The organism is Tianweitania sediminis, from assembly GCF_017813335.1.
Classification (GTDB): Bacteria; Pseudomonadota; Alphaproteobacteria; order Rhizobiales; family Rhizobiaceae; genus Tianweitania; species Tianweitania sediminis.
In genome coordinates, this window is record NZ_JAGIYY010000001.1 from 854544 (window position 1) to 869430 (window position 14887).

Consider the following 14887-nt stretch of genomic DNA (forward strand, 5'->3'; position numbering starts at 1 on the left):
TCTTTTTACCCGCCCCCTTTAGGTTTCGCTCCGGCGAGATCTTTAAGCGGACGAGGGGAGCAGCACGGTGCGGGGGCAAACAATGGTATGCGTATCCAAGCGGCTTCGCTTGACGGTTCTTGCGGCCTTTTCCCTGCTTGCTTTCGTTGATCAGGAGGCGAGCGCCAACCCGCGTGCATGGCAGGCGGCCGGAGCCGGTGCCGTTGCGATTCTTCCTGTTCCCGACAAGGCATACGGGATCGTCGGCGCTTCCCTTGCCTGCGCGGAACAGAACTGGACGCTTGTGCTGCGCACCGGACGTGATTGGCGGAGAGGCCTGCGCACCGGTGGTGCAACGCCTGTTGCGGAAACCGGAACAGCCCAGTTGGGGATCGGCAGGACGACCTTTGCGATGCCTGCGTCACACCAAGGCGGCACGATCGCGCTCGCGCTCCCTTATGAAGCGATCGCGCCTCTGCAAGCCGCAACCACGCTCGCGCTGGAGGTCGGCGGCGCCGCCGGACCGGCTTCGGCAAAGTTCTCGTTGACCGGGTCCAAGCGGGTGCTCGACGCCCTTCTTCCGGCCTGCAGCCCGCGCCGCATGGAAGGCTACGACCTCGTTGCCTTTGCGCCGGTGGGCGAGGCGGTGGCGGCCGCTCGCGAAGCCCTGAAGGACGACATTGCAGCCTTCAAGCTGGCCACCGCGTCGGAGCCGCGCCTTCAAGCATCCCGCGTTTTCCTGGACAGCAAGCGCAGCCTCCTGTTCACACAGTTGTGCGGCTCGTCCTGGTATTTCGGGCGCAGCGGCTGCAACGTTTCGGCCTTTGCCAGCGACGGCACCACCCCGCTCACGCGGCTTGTTTATGAGAACGAAGGCAGCACCACCTATCTCGACCGCACGGCGACATCCGATGGCTGGCCGGCAATCACGTCCGTGCCGCTCAAGGGCAAGCCGGAACTGACGACCTTTCGCTGGAACGACGAGCGTTATGGCGTCGAACCCAGTCTGCTCGCACAGGAATAACATGGCCGTTTTCAGGGTTTCGAAAACCGTCTAGAAGAAGCGTCGCCTCCTTCTGGTGCCGCCATGACCTTCCTCCCCGAGTTGTCGATTTTTTTGCAGTTCGCATTGGCGACGCTGGTGATCGCGGTGACGCCCGGACCGGATATGACCCTGTTCGTGGGACGCGCGCTTTCGAACGGACGCGCGGCGGGCTTTGCCTGCATGTTCGGCGCGATGTGCGGCATCGTGATCCATACGTCACTGGTCGCGCTCGGCTTGTCCGCGCTGATCGTGGCCTCGCCGGAAGCTTTCTTTGCCTTGAAGATCGGTGGTGCCGGTTATCTTGTGTTTCTAGCCGTGCAGGCGATCCGCAAGGGCTCGGCCTTTTCGCCAGACACAACCAAGCGCAAGCCGCGCTCCCTGCTGTCCAACTGGGCGACAGGGCTCAGCATCAATCTCCTGAACCCAAAGATCATTCTGTTTTTCATGACGTTCCTGCCGCAGTTCGTTTCAGCAAGTGATCCGCACGCGCCCGGCAAGCTGTTCTTTCTCGGGTTGATGTTCATTCCGCTGTCACTGCCGGTCACCATCCCCATGGTGATTGCGGCCGATCGTTTCGCCGGGCTCCTCAAGAAGAGCCCGCGCGTGACGCGCATCGTAGACTATCTCTTCGCGGGGATCTTTTCTGCCTTTGCGCTCAAGATCCTTAGCGCTCAGGCGCGCTGATCAGTCTCCCGGCGCCAACTGCCCGCACCGCGTCCGGCGAGCATCCAGTAGGCGATCCCCGCCACCATGCCGGTGGCCAGCACCACCAGCGTGAGATCCGCATCGGCTGCAGGCGACAAGGGTGCGGCCTGGGCAGCGTCGAAGCCCTCGATCACCAGAACGCCATTCGCCCGGTAGGTCGCGGCTGCAGCCAGCGCCGTCATCGCACCGGCAAAGGCGTGGAACAGGAAGCCGCGCCAGCGGAGAAGCTCCGACACGATGATGGCGAACGCGGCTGGAAGAAAGGCGAAATAGCCGATCACCACGGCCACGAAGGGCACTGACACTACGAGCCCGCCCAAGGCGAGCCACTGTTCTTCATCGGTCGTGAAGCCCAGAACCGGAACCACCATAGCATGAAGGAAAAGGCTCGCTGCCGTGATCGCAACGGCGTAGCCCAGCACGATCACCGCAAAGCGGCCAATAAGCGCCATCGCGCGAGCCAGCCTTAGTCTTCGTCGTCGCCGTGATTGGCAATCATTGCCGCTTCATAAGCCAAACGCTCGGTCTTCTTCATGCGTTCGGACTCCGATTTCAGCTGGCCACAGGCGGCAAGGATGTCGCGGCCGCGCGGCGTCCGGATCGGCGAGGCATAGCCGGCATTGTTGATGTAATCGGCGAAACGCTCGATCTGCTCCCATTCCGAGCACTGGTAATTGGTGCCGGGCCAGGGGTTGAACGGGATCAGGTTGATCTTGGCCGGAATACCCTTGAGCAGCTGCACCAGTGCCTTGGCATCGTCCAGGCTGTCGTTGACGTCGCGCAGCATCACGTATTCGAAGGTGATGCGGCGGGCGTTCGACAAGCCGGGATAAGCGCGGCAGGCGGCGATCAGGTCTTTCAGCGGATACTTCTTGTTGATCGGCACAAGAAGGTCGCGCAGGTCGTCGTTGGTGGCGTGCAGCGAAATTGCCAGCATCACGCCGATCTCTTCGCCGGTGCGGGCAATTTCCGGCACCACGCCAGAAGTCGACAACGTGATGCGACGCTTGGACAACGACAGGCCGTCGCCGTCCGCGGCAATCAGCAGCGCCTTCTTTACTTCCTCGAAATTGTAGAGCGGCTCACCCATGCCCATCATGACGATGTTGGTGATCTTGCGCCCGTCGGCCGGGACAATCGCCCCATCCGGCGTGTCACGGTCCGGAAAGTCGCCGAGCCGATGGCGCGCGGTGATGAGCTGCGCCAGGATCTCTTCGGCGGTCAGGTTGCGAACCAGCTTTTGCGTGCCGGTATGGCAGAAGGAGCAGGTCAGCGTGCAGCCGACCTGGCTGGAAATGCACAGGGTGCCGCGCCCTTCCTCCGGGATGTAAACAGTCTCGATCTCCACGGGACGTCCGGCGCCACGAGGCGGAAAGCGGAACAGCCACTTGCGCGTGCCGTCTTCGGAGATCTGTTCTTCGACGATTTCGGGCCGCGCCACGGTGAACCGCGCATCAAGCTTGGCGCGCAGCTCCTTCGACACGTTGAACATGGCGTCGAACTCACCCACGCCGCGCACATACATCCAGTGCCACAATTGCTGCACGCGCATGCGGACCTGCTTTGGCGCAACGCCAACTTCAACCAAGGCCTCGCCGAGTTCTTCGCGTGTCATGCCAATCAACGACGGCTTCCCGTCAAGCGGGTGCACGGCCAGGCGCTGCCTTGATGCGGAAGGCTTGGCAACGGGAGCAACGGCAACGGGCATGTCGAGCACGGTGGTCATGACGTCCATTCTTGGGAAAGGCGGCGGCCTGCCAGCGGGCAAAGGCATACGGTTCCTAACATAGGAACGTCGTTTCGTCACCGCCATCGCGAAATGCGAAAAGGCCGGGCGCGCTGACGCCCGGCCTTTTCATGGAAGACATTGGCTTACTTGCAGGTTTGGATCGACGACAAGGCAGCCGTAATGCCCTTCAAGGAGAAGGTGTAGCTGGTGTCGTTGCCGCGTCCGGACTTCGCGGCGACCTTCATGTCAGCGCCGGCGCGCATGGCGGCAACCAGTTGCGGTTCCTCGGCCGGGTTCTCCATCCAAGCGGACTTGCCGCGTGTGAACATAGAGAAGGAGCGGTCGCCGACCTGGACCTGAACCTTGGAATTCGTCTGGAAATCATAGGAAGCGATGAACTGCGGTTCAAAGCTGACATTCTGGCCCGGCTTCTGGCTGACGAAAAAGAAGATGTCGCCGTGATCCAGAGAGTTTGGCTGCTTGGCTGTGGGAACAGTCAGGACGTAGCAGACCTTGCCGCCGTTGCCTTGATAGCTGTAGGTCCCCCAATCGCCATGAACACCGATCTTGGTTGCTGCCTGCGAGAAGGCCGGGGTGGCCAAGGCAAGAAACGCAAGGCCGGTGAGGGTCGTGAGCAATCCACGCATCGTTTCGCTGATCTTCCTGTTGGTGCCTGAAGGGCGGGCGGCATGGGAGTCGCCGACCGCATCGCGATCATTTTAGTTTAATTAATCTGCAGTTACCAAAGCGTGAACCCCGGCAGATCCCCTTGCGCAGCCGATCCGAAGCCGCAGGACCATGCTCGCTGCCGCTCAGGCAACCCATGTGCTGCTATGGTGAAGCGCCAGAACAAGGCGAGAATTTGACTGGGGTTGGTCCCGATCAGTGTGTCGGAGCCAGAGCGTGCTTCGCGGCCTCCCGGTGACGCGGCTTGATTTGGCTATGCACGGCCCCAAGGGCTGCCGTCAGAACGGCGAGATCGTCGGTGAACCCGAAGCCGATCAAGAAATCGGGAACGATGTCAAAGGGCAGCACGAAATAAGCGAGTGCCGCGAGCAGGGTTCCGCGCGTCCGCAGGGGTGTTTCGGAGTCGAGTGCGCAGTAGTAGCCGGCCACGACTTCCTGCGAGAACGGGATGTAGGCTGCCGCCTTGCGCAGGGTCTGCCAGAACGTGTCACGCACGCGCCGTTCGCGCCGGGCGTTTTCTTCCGCGCTGACCGGCTTCAGAATCCGGTCCGTATCCACATGCGCCACAGCCGTTCTCCCATTGTTGCCCGCTTGGAATGTGGGGGAGAACGGCTCAAAGCCAAGGGTCTGAGGAACTGTCGCTCAGTTGTCAGCGTAGCCGTCGAGCCGTTCGGCCATGTCGAAATCGAGCTCCGTCAGACCGTCAGCAGTATGCGTGGAAAGGGTGATATCCACCGTGCGGTAACTGTTCCGCCATTCTGGATGGTGGTCCATCTTTTCTGCCAATAAGGCGACGCGCGTCATGAAGCCGAAGGCCGCGTTGAAGTTGCGGAAAGAGAAGCGCTTCGTGATGGCCGCACCATCTTCAGACAGCTGCCATTCGGGCACCTGCGCCAGTCGTGCGGCGATCTCGTCCATGGGAAGCGGGTTGCGCGCCATCCGCTTGATCAGGGATGCGCGCCAGCCAGCCACTCGTCGGCCGACAGCATGGTGGTGCGGCGTTCATGGGCATCGAGCGGCCAAGCTTCTTCCACGAGGTAGGGCCCGCCGCCCACGGAATCCTTGGACGACATCAGAACAAAGCGAGCGACCTTGAAAGGCGTGGTCGCGAAATTGCCGCGTGCCGACAGATAGGCGGCAATATCGATTGTGCTTGGGTTGCGAAGCCTTGCGAGTGTCACATGCGGCACGAATTTGCGCGGATCGGCAAGCAAACCCTGGCGCTGGCAGATGCGCTCGATTTCGCCTTGCAGCTGCATCAACTCGGTGGACGGGGCGACCGTGGCATGAATGGAATGCGGCTTCTTGGAGCCGAAGGCGCCGACCCCGGCAAGCCGCAGCGAGAAGGCAGGGCGTCGGATCCGGTCCAGCGCATTGGCGATCTCGTCAGCCACATGGCCTTCGACGTCGCCGATGAAGCGCAGCGTGATGTGGTAATTCTCGACGTCGATCCAGCGCGCGCCCGGCAAACCGCCGCGCAGCAGGGAGAGCGACAAGGCAGCGTCGCGGGGAACCTCGAGGGCGGTGAACAAGCGTGGCATGGGGGCCTCCCTGATTCGGTTCCGTCGAAGCCAACCCGACCATCTTCGGCTCGGATGGGCAAGCGGAACTTGCCCGGATTTGCTGCAGCGCAGACGTTTTCCTCAGTTCCCGAGTCCGCGCACCGCGCGCTCGATCACCGGAAGCGACCGCTCCACCATCACGTCCACGCCGCGCTCGTTGGGGTGGAGACCGTCTGCGAGCTGCAGGCCGGAAACGCCAACCACTCCATCAAGAAAGAACGGCACCAGCGGGACGTCGTATTTCCGGGCCAGATCCGGAAAGATCGAGTTGTAGGCCTTGCCGTAGGCCGCACCGAGATTGGGAGCGGCCATCATGCCCGCCAGTACCACCGCGATGCCGCGATCGGTCAAACGTTTCAACATCGCATCAAGATTGTCGCGCGTTTGCTGCGGCGGCAAACCGCGCAGCATGTCGTTGGCGCCGAGTTCGAGTACCACCAGATCGGTTCCATCAGGCACCGACCAGTCGATGCGCGACAAGCCGCCGGATGTGGTGTCGCCGGATACGCCCGCATTGGCGACCGTCACGTCCAGGCCCCGTGCTTTCAGCGCAGCTTCGAGCTTTGCGGCAAAGGAGTCGCTGGGGGCAAGCTGATACCCTGCCATGAGGCTGTCACCGAAGCCGACGATTTGGAGGGGATCGGCGGAAGCAGCCACCGGGGCGCTTGTAAGAGCGATTGCAGTTACAGCGCTCGCGAAAAGGTGTTTGATCGCCATTCGTTTAATTCCGTATCAAAACCATATTCGGCTCTGCTTCCAAGCCGTATTGCCCATATAGGACTCCGTTTTCGTGACAAAAGCCGTGATCGCGCTTTCCAATGTTTCCCTGACCCTGGGCCAGGGAGCCTCTGAAGTTCATGTTTTGAAGGATGTGAGCCTTGAGGTGCGAAGCGGCGAAACGGCCGGCATCGTTGGCCCGTCCGGCTCCGGCAAGTCCACGCTTCTGATGGTTGTGGCCGGTCTGGAGAAGGTCGACAGCGGCACGGTTGCCATCGCCGGTGAAACGATCAACGGCTGGAGTGAAGACCGCATCGCGGCCTTTCGCGGCAAGAATGTCGGCATCGTCTTCCAGTCTTTCCACCTGATCCCGAACATGACCGCGCTTGAAAACGTCGCAGTTCCGCTGGAATTGGCGGGTCATCACGAGCCTTTCACGGTGGCGGAGCGCGAGCTTGCGGCAGTGGGCCTCGACCACCGCCTCACGCACTACCCTGGCGAGTTGTCGGGCGGCGAACAGCAGCGCGTGGCGATTGCGCGCGCTCTGGCGCCCGATCCGAAGATCCTGATTGCGGATGAGCCCACGGGCAACCTCGACCAGGCAACCGGACGACAGATTGCGGATCTCCTTTTTGCAAAGGCGCGCGAGCGCGGCATGACCTTGATGCTGGTTACGCACGATCCGTCGCTGGCGGCGCGGTGTTCGCGCCAGATCGCCATGCGGTCAGGGCGGATCGAAACCGCTGCGACCGAGCCGGCAGCCAACACTGCTGTGCCGGCGGAGTGATGGCATGCTGAACACCCGCGATTTTCGCCTGGCCCTGCGCTTTGCCGTGCGCGAAATGCGCGGCGGGTTGTCCGGCTTCTTGATCTTCATTGCCTGCATCGCCATCGGTGTGGGCGCCATTGGCGGCGTCAATTCCGTCGCCCAGGCGATTACGGTGGGCGTGGCCAGCCAGGGCCAGTCGCTGCTCGGTGGAGACATCCGCTTCGAACTGAACCAGCGAGAAGCCACGGAAGAAGAACGAACGTTTCTAGCGCAAGCGGGCGATGTCGCGGCCAGTGCCAGTCTTCGTTCCATGGTCCGGCTTGCCGATGAAAGCGACCAAACTCTGGTTGAACTCAAGGCGGTCGATGACCTTTATCCGCTCTACGGCACCTTCACGAGCGAGCCCACGCTGGCGCAGGAGGACTTGTTCGGCCTCCGAGATGGTCGCTACGGCGCCGCGGCGCCGGATTTGTTGTTTCAACGCCTCGGCCTCGAAGTGGGCGACACGATCCGCTTGGGCCTGAGCGAGTTCGAAATGCGGGCCAAGATCGGCATCGAACCCGACTTCCTGTCGGACGGCGTCGGTTTTGCGCCCCGCCTGATGATCTCGCTTGACGGCATGCGCAATGCCGGCCTGGTCCAGCCCGGCAGCCTGATTGAACATGCTTACAAGGTGCGGCTGCCAGCCGGCAGCACAGAAGCTGACATCGCGCAGATCCGTGATCAGGCTTCGCAGCAGTTTCCGGAAGCTGGGTGGAGCTTCCGGTCGCGTCTCAACGCGGCGCCGTCCTTGTCGAGCAATATCGAGCGCTTTTCCCAGTTCCTGACGCTGGTTGGCCTGACCGCGCTTGTTGTGGGTGGTGTCGGCGTTGCCAATGCGGTGCGCTCGTATCTCGACTCCAAGCGGCCGGTGATTGCAACCTTCAAGAGCCTCGGTGCGTCCGGGCGCTTCGTGTTCGTGCTTTACCTCATCCAGATCCTGATTATCGCCGTGATCGGTGTTCTGATCGGGCTTCTGCTTGCAGTCGCCATGCCGTTCCTGGCCGCCGCGGGGCTCAAGAACATCCTGCCGATCGCATCCGGGGGCGGCGTTTATCCCGGTGCGCTATTTCTCGGCGCGATGTTCGGCCTCCTTGTGACGCTGGTGTTTGCGCTGTTGCCGCTTGGCCGCGCACGCGATGTTCCGGCCACCGCCCTGTTTCGCGAACTTGGTTTCGAACAGCGCGGCTGGCCGCGCGCGGTTTACCTGGTAGCGGCAGCGTTGGTTGCCGTGGTCCTGGCCGCGCTTGCCATCCTTCTGTCGTTTGATCGCTCGGTGGCGTCCATCTTTGTGGTCGCCATCGTCGGCTCGTTTCTGGTCTTGCGGGCGGTCGGCGCCCTGGTGCAATGGCTGGCGCGCCACGCACCTCGCGTTCGTTCCACGGCGCTGCGCCTTGCCATCGGAAACATCCATCGGCCGGGTGCTTTGACGCCGTCCGTTGTGCTGTCGCTCGGGCTTGGATTGACCCTGCTTGTGACGCTGGCCCTGATCGATGGGAACCTGCGGCGCGAAATCGGCGGCAACCTCACCGACCGCGCGCCGAACTTCTTTTTCGTCGATATCCAGAGCACGGAAGTGGAGGACTTCGCGTCCTTGGTCGCGCAGCAATCGCCGGACGGCAAGCTTGTGCGCGTGCCGATGCTGCGCGGTCGTATCACCGCGCTCAACGGCGTTCGGGTGCAGGAAGCCAACATCCCACCCGAGGGCGCCTGGGTGCTGCGCGGCGACCGTGGCATCACCTATGCGCGCAACACGCCCGAAGGCACGACACTGACGGAAGGCGCGTGGTGGCCGGAAGATTATGCCGGGGAGCCGCTGGTGTCGTTTTCCGCCGAAGAAGGGCGCGAGATCGGATTGAAGCTTGGCGATACGATCACGGTAAACGTGCTCGGACGTGACGTCACAGCCCGGATTTCGAGCTTCCGTGATGTGCAATGGGAGTCGCTCGGCATCAACTTCGTGATGATCTTCTCACCGAACACCTTTGCCGGAGCGCCGCATGCCTGGCTTGCGACCCTGATGGATTCCAGCGCCACCGACGCGGAAGAAGCGCAACTTCTCAATCAAGTCACCCGCACCTTCCCGGCCGTAACCTCCGTGCGGGTCAAGGAAGCGCTCGATATCGTCAACAAGCTTGTGGAACAGCTTGGATCGGCCATCCGCGGCGCGGCCTCCGTTGCGCTGCTGGCGTCGATCCTTGTTCTGGCCGGCGCGCTTGCGGCGGGCAACCGGGCGCGTACGCATGATGCAGTTGTTCTGAAGACGCTTGGCGCCACACGACGGACGCTAATCGCAGCGTTCAGCCTTGAATACCTTTTGATCGGACTGTCGACCGCGATCTTTGCGCTTCTCGCCGGCGGCGTGGCCGCCTGGTTCGTGGTGGGAGAGATCATGCAGTTCCCTTGGCGGTTCCTGCCGGACGTGGCTGTGTCTACCATCATCATGGCGCTGGTACTGACCGTCGGTATCGGCCTGATCGGAACCTGGCGCGTGCTCGGCCAGAAGGCAGCACCGGTGCTGCGGACGTTGTGATCTGCTGGAAATGATTGACAGCTAAGCTACCCTCAGTCACCTGAGCGATAAAAAAGAGGCTTCGGCCATGCAAGACTACTTCTCTGCCCCTTTTCCCCGCCGCGACTCAGTTGGCGTGCCGGTCGGCAACGTGCTGGTTGGCGGTGGCGCGCCGGTTGTCGTCCAGTCGATGACGAATACCGACACGGCCGACGTCGATTCCACGGTGGCACAGGTCGCCGCGCTGCATCGTGCAGGCTCCGAGATCGTGCGCATCACGGTGGATCGGGACGAGAGTGCCGCGGCAGTTCCTCGCATCCGCGATCGGCTGGCGCGGCTCGGGATTCACGTGCCGCTGGTGGGAGATTTCCATTACATCGGCCACAAGCTTTTGGCCGATCATCCGGATTGTGCCGAAGCGCTTGCGAAATATCGCATCAATCCCGGCAATGTCGGCTTCAAGGACAAGAAGGACAAGCAGTTCGCGGCCATCGTGGAAACGGCGATCCGCTACAACAAGCCGGTGCGCATCGGCGTCAATTGGGGCTCGCTCGACCAGGAACTGCTCACCACGCTGATGGACCACAACAAGGCGAACGGTTCACCGTTAACGGCCGTCCAGGTGATGCGTGAGGCGATCGTGCAGTCGGCTCTGCTTTCCGCGGAACTGGCAGAAGAAATCGGCCTTGGCCGCGACAAGATCATCCTGTCGGCCAAAGTCAGCCAGGTGCAGGATCTGATTGCCGTTTACACGATGTTGGCTCAGCGTTCCAACCATGCGCTGCATCTCGGCCTTACCGAAGCCGGAATGGGCACCAAGGGCATCGTCGCTTCGTCGGCGGCGATGGGCATCCTGCTTCAACAGGGCATCGGCGACACGATCCGTATTTCGCTGACGCCGGAGCCTGGCGGCGACCGCACACGCGAGGTGCAGGTCAGCCAGGAACTCCTGCAAACCATGGGTTTTCGCCAGTTTATCCCGATCGTCGCCGCGTGCCCGGGTTGCGGACGTACGACCTCCACGGTGTTCCAGGAACTGGCGCAGAACATCCAGGCCGATATCCGCACCAACATGCCGATCTGGCGCGAAAAATATCCTGGCGTGGAAGAGCTGAAGGTCGCCGTGATGGGCTGCATCGTCAACGGCCCTGGCGAATCCAAACATGCCGATATCGGCATTTCGCTCCCTGGCACCGGCGAAACGCCCAGTGCACCCGTGTTCATCGACGGGCAGAAGGCGGCGACGCTGAAGGGGCCAAACATCGCCGCGGATTTCCAGGTGATGGTCGCCGACTACATCGAGCGCCGGTTCGGGCAGGGCCGGCAGGCTGCGGAATAGTTTTGGCGCGGCGTCAGGCCCTTCTGGCTGCCTTGCTTGTTGCGGCCTTCGGCTCGTCCAGCCTTTGTGCGGAGCCGGCAAAGTCCGCAGCTCCACCGTCTGCTGCAATCAGCGATGTGCAGCGCGCAGAAGCCAAGAAGCGCGGCTACATCGCCCGCATTTGTGACCTCATCGAAACGCATGCGTCCGCCAACAAACTCCCGAAAGCCTTTTTCGCGCGGTTGATCTGGAAGGAAAGCCGCTTTGATGCGGGTGCCGTGTCGCCGGCCGGTGCGGAAGGGATCGCGCAGTTCATGCCGGGAACCGCAGCGATGCGCGGACTTGAAAACAGCTTCGACGTCGAGCAGGCCTTGCCAGCGTCGGCTGCTTACCTGGCAGAGCTTCGATCCCGGTTCGGCAATCTCGGCCTAGCTGCGGCGGCTTACAATTCCGGCGAAGGGCGTGTGTCGCGCTGGCTCGCGTCCGGCGGTTTCCTGCCCCTGGAAACGGAAAACTACGTGCTCGACATTCTTGGTGCGCCCGCCGACAGCTTTGTTGGCGCCAAGGATGGCGCTTCAGTACCGCTCGATCCAAAGAAAAGCTTTGCGGAGGCATGCCGCGAACTACCGGTGGTGCGGGTCGCGACCATGCCGATGGCGCGGATTTCCACCAAGCCGTGGGCGGTGCAGGTTGCGGGAAATACCCGGCGTGCGGCCGCCGTGCAGCAATATGAGCGGGCCAAGCGCCGCGTCGGTTCCCTCCTGCGAAACGAGGAGGTTGCGGTCAGCCGGATCCGGTCGCCGCGAGGGCGCGGGGGCATCTATGTGGTGCGGGTGGGCGCCGACAGTCGTTCCGAAGCGGACAATCTGTGCCAGCGTCTTCGTGGCTCCGGGGGCAGCTGCATCGTACGGCGCAACCGGTAAGGTGGGGGTGCTCTAGCTCTTTCGCTCCGCAACGAACCGCGCTGCGGCCTTCAACACTGCGCCGCGCTCGCCATAGGGTTCAAGAAGGCTTTCAGCCTGGTTCACCAGGCCAGCCAGCTGCTGCCGCGCCCAATCGATCCCGTGAAGGCCGGCGAGCGTAGCCTTGCCGGCGGCGGCATCCTTGCCGGTTTTCTTGCCCATCGTCGCGCCGTCGGCGGTGATGTCCAGGATGTCGTCGGCCAGCTGAAAAGCCAGGCCTATGGCCGCGCCGAAGGCGTGCAAGCGTTCGCGATCTTCTGTGCTGCCGCCGCCGAGAATGGCGCCTGCCTCGCAGCCAAAACGGATCAGCGCACCGGTCTTCATGGCCTGAAGCGCAATGATGCCGCTCTCGTCGGGTGCATCCTTTTCGGCCGCCAGATCCAGCGCCTGACCGCCGACCATGCCCCCGAAACCAGCGGCCCGCGCCAAGGCCGACACCAGCGCAAGCTGTTGCTTGGGCGAAACGCCGAGCGCTTCATCCGCCAGAAGATCAAAGGCGAGCGTCAGGAGGCCGTCGCCTGCCAAGATCGCGGTGGCTTCATCGAACGCCTTGTGAACGGTGGGTTGTCCGCGGCGCAGGTCGTCGTCGTCCATCGCCGGCAGGTCGTCATGGATCAACGAGTAGCAATGCACGCATTCGAGCGCGGCAGCCACGCGCCGGCTCGTTGCGGCGTCGACGTCGAACAAGGCCGCGCTCTCGATCACAAGGAATGGCCGCAGGCGCTTGCCGCCATTGAGGACGCCGTGACGGGCCGCTGCCATCAGATGAGCGGGCCGCGCGAGCTCGCCCAGCAGCGGTGCCGTGCTCAAGACGCGCCGCAACTCCGCTTCAACCAGGGCTGCGCGGTCAACAAGAAGTAATTCGAAGGGCGAGGGGGTTGCACTTTGCATAAGCGATGCGATGAACGGATCGGCGCTGCGGGTCAAGGCGCTGCTGCACTCCGATGCCGCCCAGCGCCCTTCAAACGGCAGCCAAACTGATCTAGACGGAAGCGAAGCGGGGAGTTTTTCGTGAGCATACCGGCTGTCGAGCCCGAGCAAGAGCCCCCCATGCCGCCGAAAGGACGTGGACCCCTGCGCAGCCGCCGTCCCGCAACGCACTGGTTCAAACGCATCCTGCAGATCCTGGTGGTGCTGGTCCTGATTCCGCTCGGGCTGACGATTGTTTATGCCGTTCCAGGCGTTCGACCCGTTTCAACCCTGATGCTGCGCGACGCCGTGACCCTCGAGGGATACGATCGTCGCTGGGTCCCGATCGAGGAAATCGCACCTGCCTTGCGATACTCGGTGATCATGTCGGAGGATGGGCAGTTCTGCTCGCACAGGGGCATCGACCTGCGTGAAATGCAGGGCGTGATCGAGGATGCTCTGGCGGGAAAGGAAACCCGCGGCGCATCAACCATCCCGATGCAAACGGTCAAGAACCTGTTCTTGTGGAACAGCCGCTCCTTTATCCGCAAAGGGCTGGAAGCGCCGCTCGCGGTTTATCTCGACCTTGTCCTGTCCAAGCGTCGCATTCTCGAGATCTATCTCAACATCGTGGAATGGGGGCCGGGCATCTATGGCGCGGAGTCCGCCTCGCTTTACCATTTCGGCAAGGCGGCCGCGGATCTCAGCGCACGTGAAGCGGCCCTTCTCGCGGTGGCGTTGCCCAATCCGCTCGAGCGCAACCCCGGCAAGCCGACCCGAAACCTCCTGCGGCTGGCCGATCGGGTGCAGGGCATGGCCGCGAGATCCGGCGGTTATACAGGCTGCGTGCGCTAGGAGCGGACTCAGATTTTCCGCACAACGTGCTGGCCAAGTGCGCTCGTGTTGTGTATAGGCACGCGACTTTCACAAGAAGACCGGCCGGCCGCCGAAGCTCGTAGACGGGCTCGCGCGCAAGAATTTGCCGGACGATGGAGCTGAAAATGGCCGTACCTAAACGAAAGACCTCGCCGTCCAAGCGCGGCATGCGCCGCTCGGCAGATGCCCTCAAGGCGCCGACCTATGTTGAAGACAAGAACTCCGGCGAAATGCGCCGCCCCCACCATGTCGACCTGAAGACCGGCATGTATCGTGGCCGCCAGGTGCTTGAGCCCAAGGAAAGCTGAGCTTCCTTTTCCCGACGATCAGATGAGGCTGGCGTTCTGCCGGCCTTTTTTGTTTGTGCTTGCGCTCCCGCAGGAGGGCGGCGGTAGAGTTTCCTGATGCTACTTGTTGATGGCGTCGAGCTTCCGCTGCATTGCCGCCATCTGTTCCTTCAGCTCAGAAAGATCGTCGCCTGAGGGCTTCGGGCGACTTTCCGCAGGGTCCGGCTGCGTTGTCGCGGCTGGAAAGCTCGTAAACATGCGCATGGCGTTCTGGAACATTTCCATATTGCGGCGCGTCTGTTCCTCGATCACCTTCATGGGCGGCATCGACATCATGCCCATCGGCGTTTTGCCGAAGTTCGCATTGATCTGGTCGCGGAAACGCTCCTGCTCCTTCGAGAAGGCCAACATCGACTGCTCCAGGAAGCTCGGCACGATCATCTGCATCTGATCGCCGTAGAAGCCGATGAGTTGCCGGAGGAACGAGATCGGCAGCATGGTCTGGCCGTTCTTGTTTTCCAGCTCGAAGATGATCTGGGTGAGCACGGAATGCGTGATGTCATCGCCGCTTTTCGCGTCCTGCACCGTGAACTCCTCGCCGCGCTTCACCATCTCGGAAAGATCTTCCAGCGTGACGTAGGTACTGGTGCCCGTGTTGTACAAACGGCGATTGGCGTACTTCTTGATCGTCACCGGATCGCCTTTTGTGGGCATCAATGCGCCTTCCTGCGGCTGTCGCGCATGCGCCCTCGGGCGGAAGCGCGGAATGACTATGCGGGAAGTATGCGCAA

At 62.3% G+C, this 14887-nt stretch carries 17 protein-coding genes; 8 read left to right on the forward strand and 9 right to left on the reverse strand.

Features of this window, described 5'->3' with window-relative positions; translation table 11 throughout:
• Positions 1–82 precede the first annotated feature (82 nt).
• Both J5Y06_RS04065 and J5Y06_RS04070 read left to right on the forward strand, forming a co-directional pair.
• A complete protein-coding gene (locus J5Y06_RS04065) occupies positions 83–1003 on the forward strand; it encodes a hypothetical protein (protein ID WP_209333801.1) in 921 nt (306 codons plus the stop codon).
• A gap of 63 nt (positions 1004–1066) precedes the next feature.
• A complete protein-coding gene (locus J5Y06_RS04070) occupies positions 1067–1708 on the forward strand; it encodes a LysE family translocator (RefSeq protein WP_209333802.1) in 642 nt (213 codons plus the stop codon).
• On the opposite strand, the gene J5Y06_RS04075 is transcribed toward J5Y06_RS04070, so the two are convergent.
• The 7 genes from J5Y06_RS04075 to J5Y06_RS04105 all read right to left on the reverse strand — a co-directional run bounded on the left by J5Y06_RS04075 (position 1696) and on the right by J5Y06_RS04105 (position 6424).
• Complete coding sequence (locus J5Y06_RS04075; RefSeq protein WP_245247549.1) at positions 1696–2181, reverse strand: hypothetical protein; 486 nt, start codon at positions 2179–2181, stop codon at positions 1696–1698. The genes J5Y06_RS04070 and J5Y06_RS04075 overlap by 13 nt on opposite strands.
• A gap of 14 nt (positions 2182–2195) precedes the next feature.
• The gene (gene rlmN / locus J5Y06_RS04080; protein ID WP_209334369.1) at positions 2196–3437 is read right to left on the reverse strand and encodes a dual-specificity RNA methyltransferase RlmN; all 1242 of its coding nucleotides are present in this window, start codon (positions 3435–3437) and stop codon (positions 2196–2198) included.
• A gap of 164 nt (positions 3438–3601) precedes the next feature.
• Entirely contained in the window at positions 3602–4105 is a 504-nt protein-coding gene (locus tag J5Y06_RS04085) for an invasion associated locus B family protein (RefSeq protein ID WP_209333803.1), read from the reverse strand.
• A 235-nt stretch (positions 4106–4340) separates the two neighbouring features.
• Positions 4341–4703, reverse strand: coding sequence for a YkvA family protein (locus J5Y06_RS04090; RefSeq protein WP_209334370.1), 363 nt, complete (start codon positions 4701–4703; stop codon positions 4341–4343).
• An 84-nt stretch (positions 4704–4787) separates the two neighbouring features.
• Positions 4788–5084 carry a 4a-hydroxytetrahydrobiopterin dehydratase gene (locus J5Y06_RS04095; protein WP_209333804.1) on the reverse strand — a complete coding sequence of 99 codons (297 nt, stop codon included), beginning with the start codon at positions 5082–5084 and terminating at the stop codon, positions 4788–4790.
• A gap of 8 nt (positions 5085–5092) precedes the next feature.
• Complete coding sequence (gene thpR / locus J5Y06_RS04100) at positions 5093–5686, reverse strand: RNA 2',3'-cyclic phosphodiesterase (RefSeq protein ID WP_209333805.1); 594 nt, start codon at positions 5684–5686, stop codon at positions 5093–5095.
• Positions 5687–5788: 102 nt separating this feature from the next.
• A complete protein-coding gene (locus J5Y06_RS04105; protein WP_209333806.1) occupies positions 5789–6424 on the reverse strand; it encodes an arylesterase in 636 nt (211 codons plus the stop codon).
• Between the two features lie 73 nt (positions 6425–6497).
• Here J5Y06_RS04105 and J5Y06_RS04110 point away from each other — a divergent pair, with 73 nt between their 5' ends.
• The 4 genes from J5Y06_RS04110 (at position 6498) to J5Y06_RS04125 (ending at position 11985) form a co-directional block, all read left to right on the forward strand.
• Positions 6498–7211 (forward strand): ABC transporter ATP-binding protein, encoded by a 714-nt coding sequence (locus tag J5Y06_RS04110; RefSeq protein ID WP_209333807.1) that lies wholly within the window; start codon positions 6498–6500, stop codon positions 7209–7211.
• A gap of 4 nt (positions 7212–7215) precedes the next feature.
• Positions 7216–9765 (forward strand): ABC transporter permease, encoded by a 2550-nt coding sequence (locus J5Y06_RS04115; protein WP_209333808.1) that lies wholly within the window; start codon positions 7216–7218, stop codon positions 9763–9765.
• A gap of 67 nt (positions 9766–9832) precedes the next feature.
• The gene (gene ispG, locus J5Y06_RS04120) at positions 9833–11083 is read left to right on the forward strand and encodes a flavodoxin-dependent (E)-4-hydroxy-3-methylbut-2-enyl-diphosphate synthase (protein WP_209333809.1); all 1251 of its coding nucleotides are present in this window, start codon (positions 9833–9835) and stop codon (positions 11081–11083) included.
• Positions 11084–11085: 2 nt separating this feature from the next.
• Positions 11086–11985, forward strand: coding sequence for a transglycosylase SLT domain-containing protein (locus tag J5Y06_RS04125; RefSeq protein WP_245247552.1), 900 nt, complete (start codon positions 11086–11088; stop codon positions 11983–11985).
• 12 nt (positions 11986–11997) lie between these two features.
• Here J5Y06_RS04125 and J5Y06_RS04130 read toward each other — a convergent pair whose 3' ends face one another.
• The gene (locus J5Y06_RS04130) at positions 11998–12915 is read right to left on the reverse strand and encodes a polyprenyl synthetase family protein (RefSeq protein ID WP_209334372.1); all 918 of its coding nucleotides are present in this window, start codon (positions 12913–12915) and stop codon (positions 11998–12000) included.
• Positions 12916–13035: 120 nt separating this feature from the next.
• Between J5Y06_RS04130 and mtgA the strand changes: the two genes are divergently transcribed.
• Together mtgA and rpmF are read left to right on the forward strand one after the other, a co-directional pair.
• Positions 13036–13788, forward strand: coding sequence for a monofunctional biosynthetic peptidoglycan transglycosylase (mtgA, locus tag J5Y06_RS04135; protein WP_385930836.1), 753 nt, complete (start codon positions 13036–13038; stop codon positions 13786–13788).
• A gap of 146 nt (positions 13789–13934) precedes the next feature.
• Entirely contained in the window at positions 13935–14117 is a 183-nt protein-coding gene (gene rpmF / locus J5Y06_RS04140) for a 50S ribosomal protein L32 (protein WP_054313720.1), read from the forward strand.
• Between the two features lie 99 nt (positions 14118–14216).
• Here rpmF and phaR read toward each other — a convergent pair whose 3' ends face one another.
• A complete protein-coding gene (phaR, locus tag J5Y06_RS04145) occupies positions 14217–14810 on the reverse strand; it encodes a polyhydroxyalkanoate synthesis repressor PhaR (protein ID WP_209333810.1) in 594 nt (197 codons plus the stop codon).
• Positions 14811–14887 lie beyond the last annotated feature (77 nt).

Coding starts and splice junctions, on each gene's coding strand:
- thpR (WP_209333805.1), bottom strand. CDS start 5,686: ATGCCACGCTTGTTCACCGCCCTCGAGGTTCCCCGCGACGCTGCCTTG.
- J5Y06_RS04115 (WP_209333808.1), top strand. CDS start 7,216: ATGCTGAACACCCGCGATTTTCGCCTGGCCCTGCGCTTTGCCGTGCGC.
- J5Y06_RS04075 (WP_245247549.1), bottom strand. CDS start 2,181: ATGGCGCTTATTGGCCGCTTTGCGGTGATCGTGCTGGGCTACGCCGTT.
- J5Y06_RS04105 (WP_209333806.1), bottom strand. CDS start 6,424: ATGGCGATCAAACACCTTTTCGCGAGCGCTGTAACTGCAATCGCTCTT.
- J5Y06_RS04130 (WP_209334372.1), bottom strand. CDS start 12,915: ATGCAAAGTGCAACCCCCTCGCCCTTCGAATTACTTCTTGTTGACCGC.
- J5Y06_RS04070 (WP_209333802.1), top strand. CDS start 1,067: ATGACCTTCCTCCCCGAGTTGTCGATTTTTTTGCAGTTCGCATTGGCG.
- J5Y06_RS04085 (WP_209333803.1), bottom strand. CDS start 4,105: ATGCGTGGATTGCTCACGACCCTCACCGGCCTTGCGTTTCTTGCCTTG.
- rpmF (WP_054313720.1), top strand. CDS start 13,935: ATGGCCGTACCTAAACGAAAGACCTCGCCGTCCAAGCGCGGCATGCGC.
- J5Y06_RS04065 (WP_209333801.1), top strand. CDS start 83: ATGGTATGCGTATCCAAGCGGCTTCGCTTGACGGTTCTTGCGGCCTTT.
- J5Y06_RS04095 (WP_209333804.1), bottom strand. CDS start 5,084: ATGGCGCGCAACCCGCTTCCCATGGACGAGATCGCCGCACGACTGGCG.
- rlmN (WP_209334369.1), bottom strand. CDS start 3,437: ATGCCCGTTGCCGTTGCTCCCGTTGCCAAGCCTTCCGCATCAAGGCAG.
- ispG (WP_209333809.1), top strand. CDS start 9,833: ATGCAAGACTACTTCTCTGCCCCTTTTCCCCGCCGCGACTCAGTTGGC.
- phaR (WP_209333810.1), bottom strand. CDS start 14,810: ATGCCCACAAAAGGCGATCCGGTGACGATCAAGAAGTACGCCAATCGC.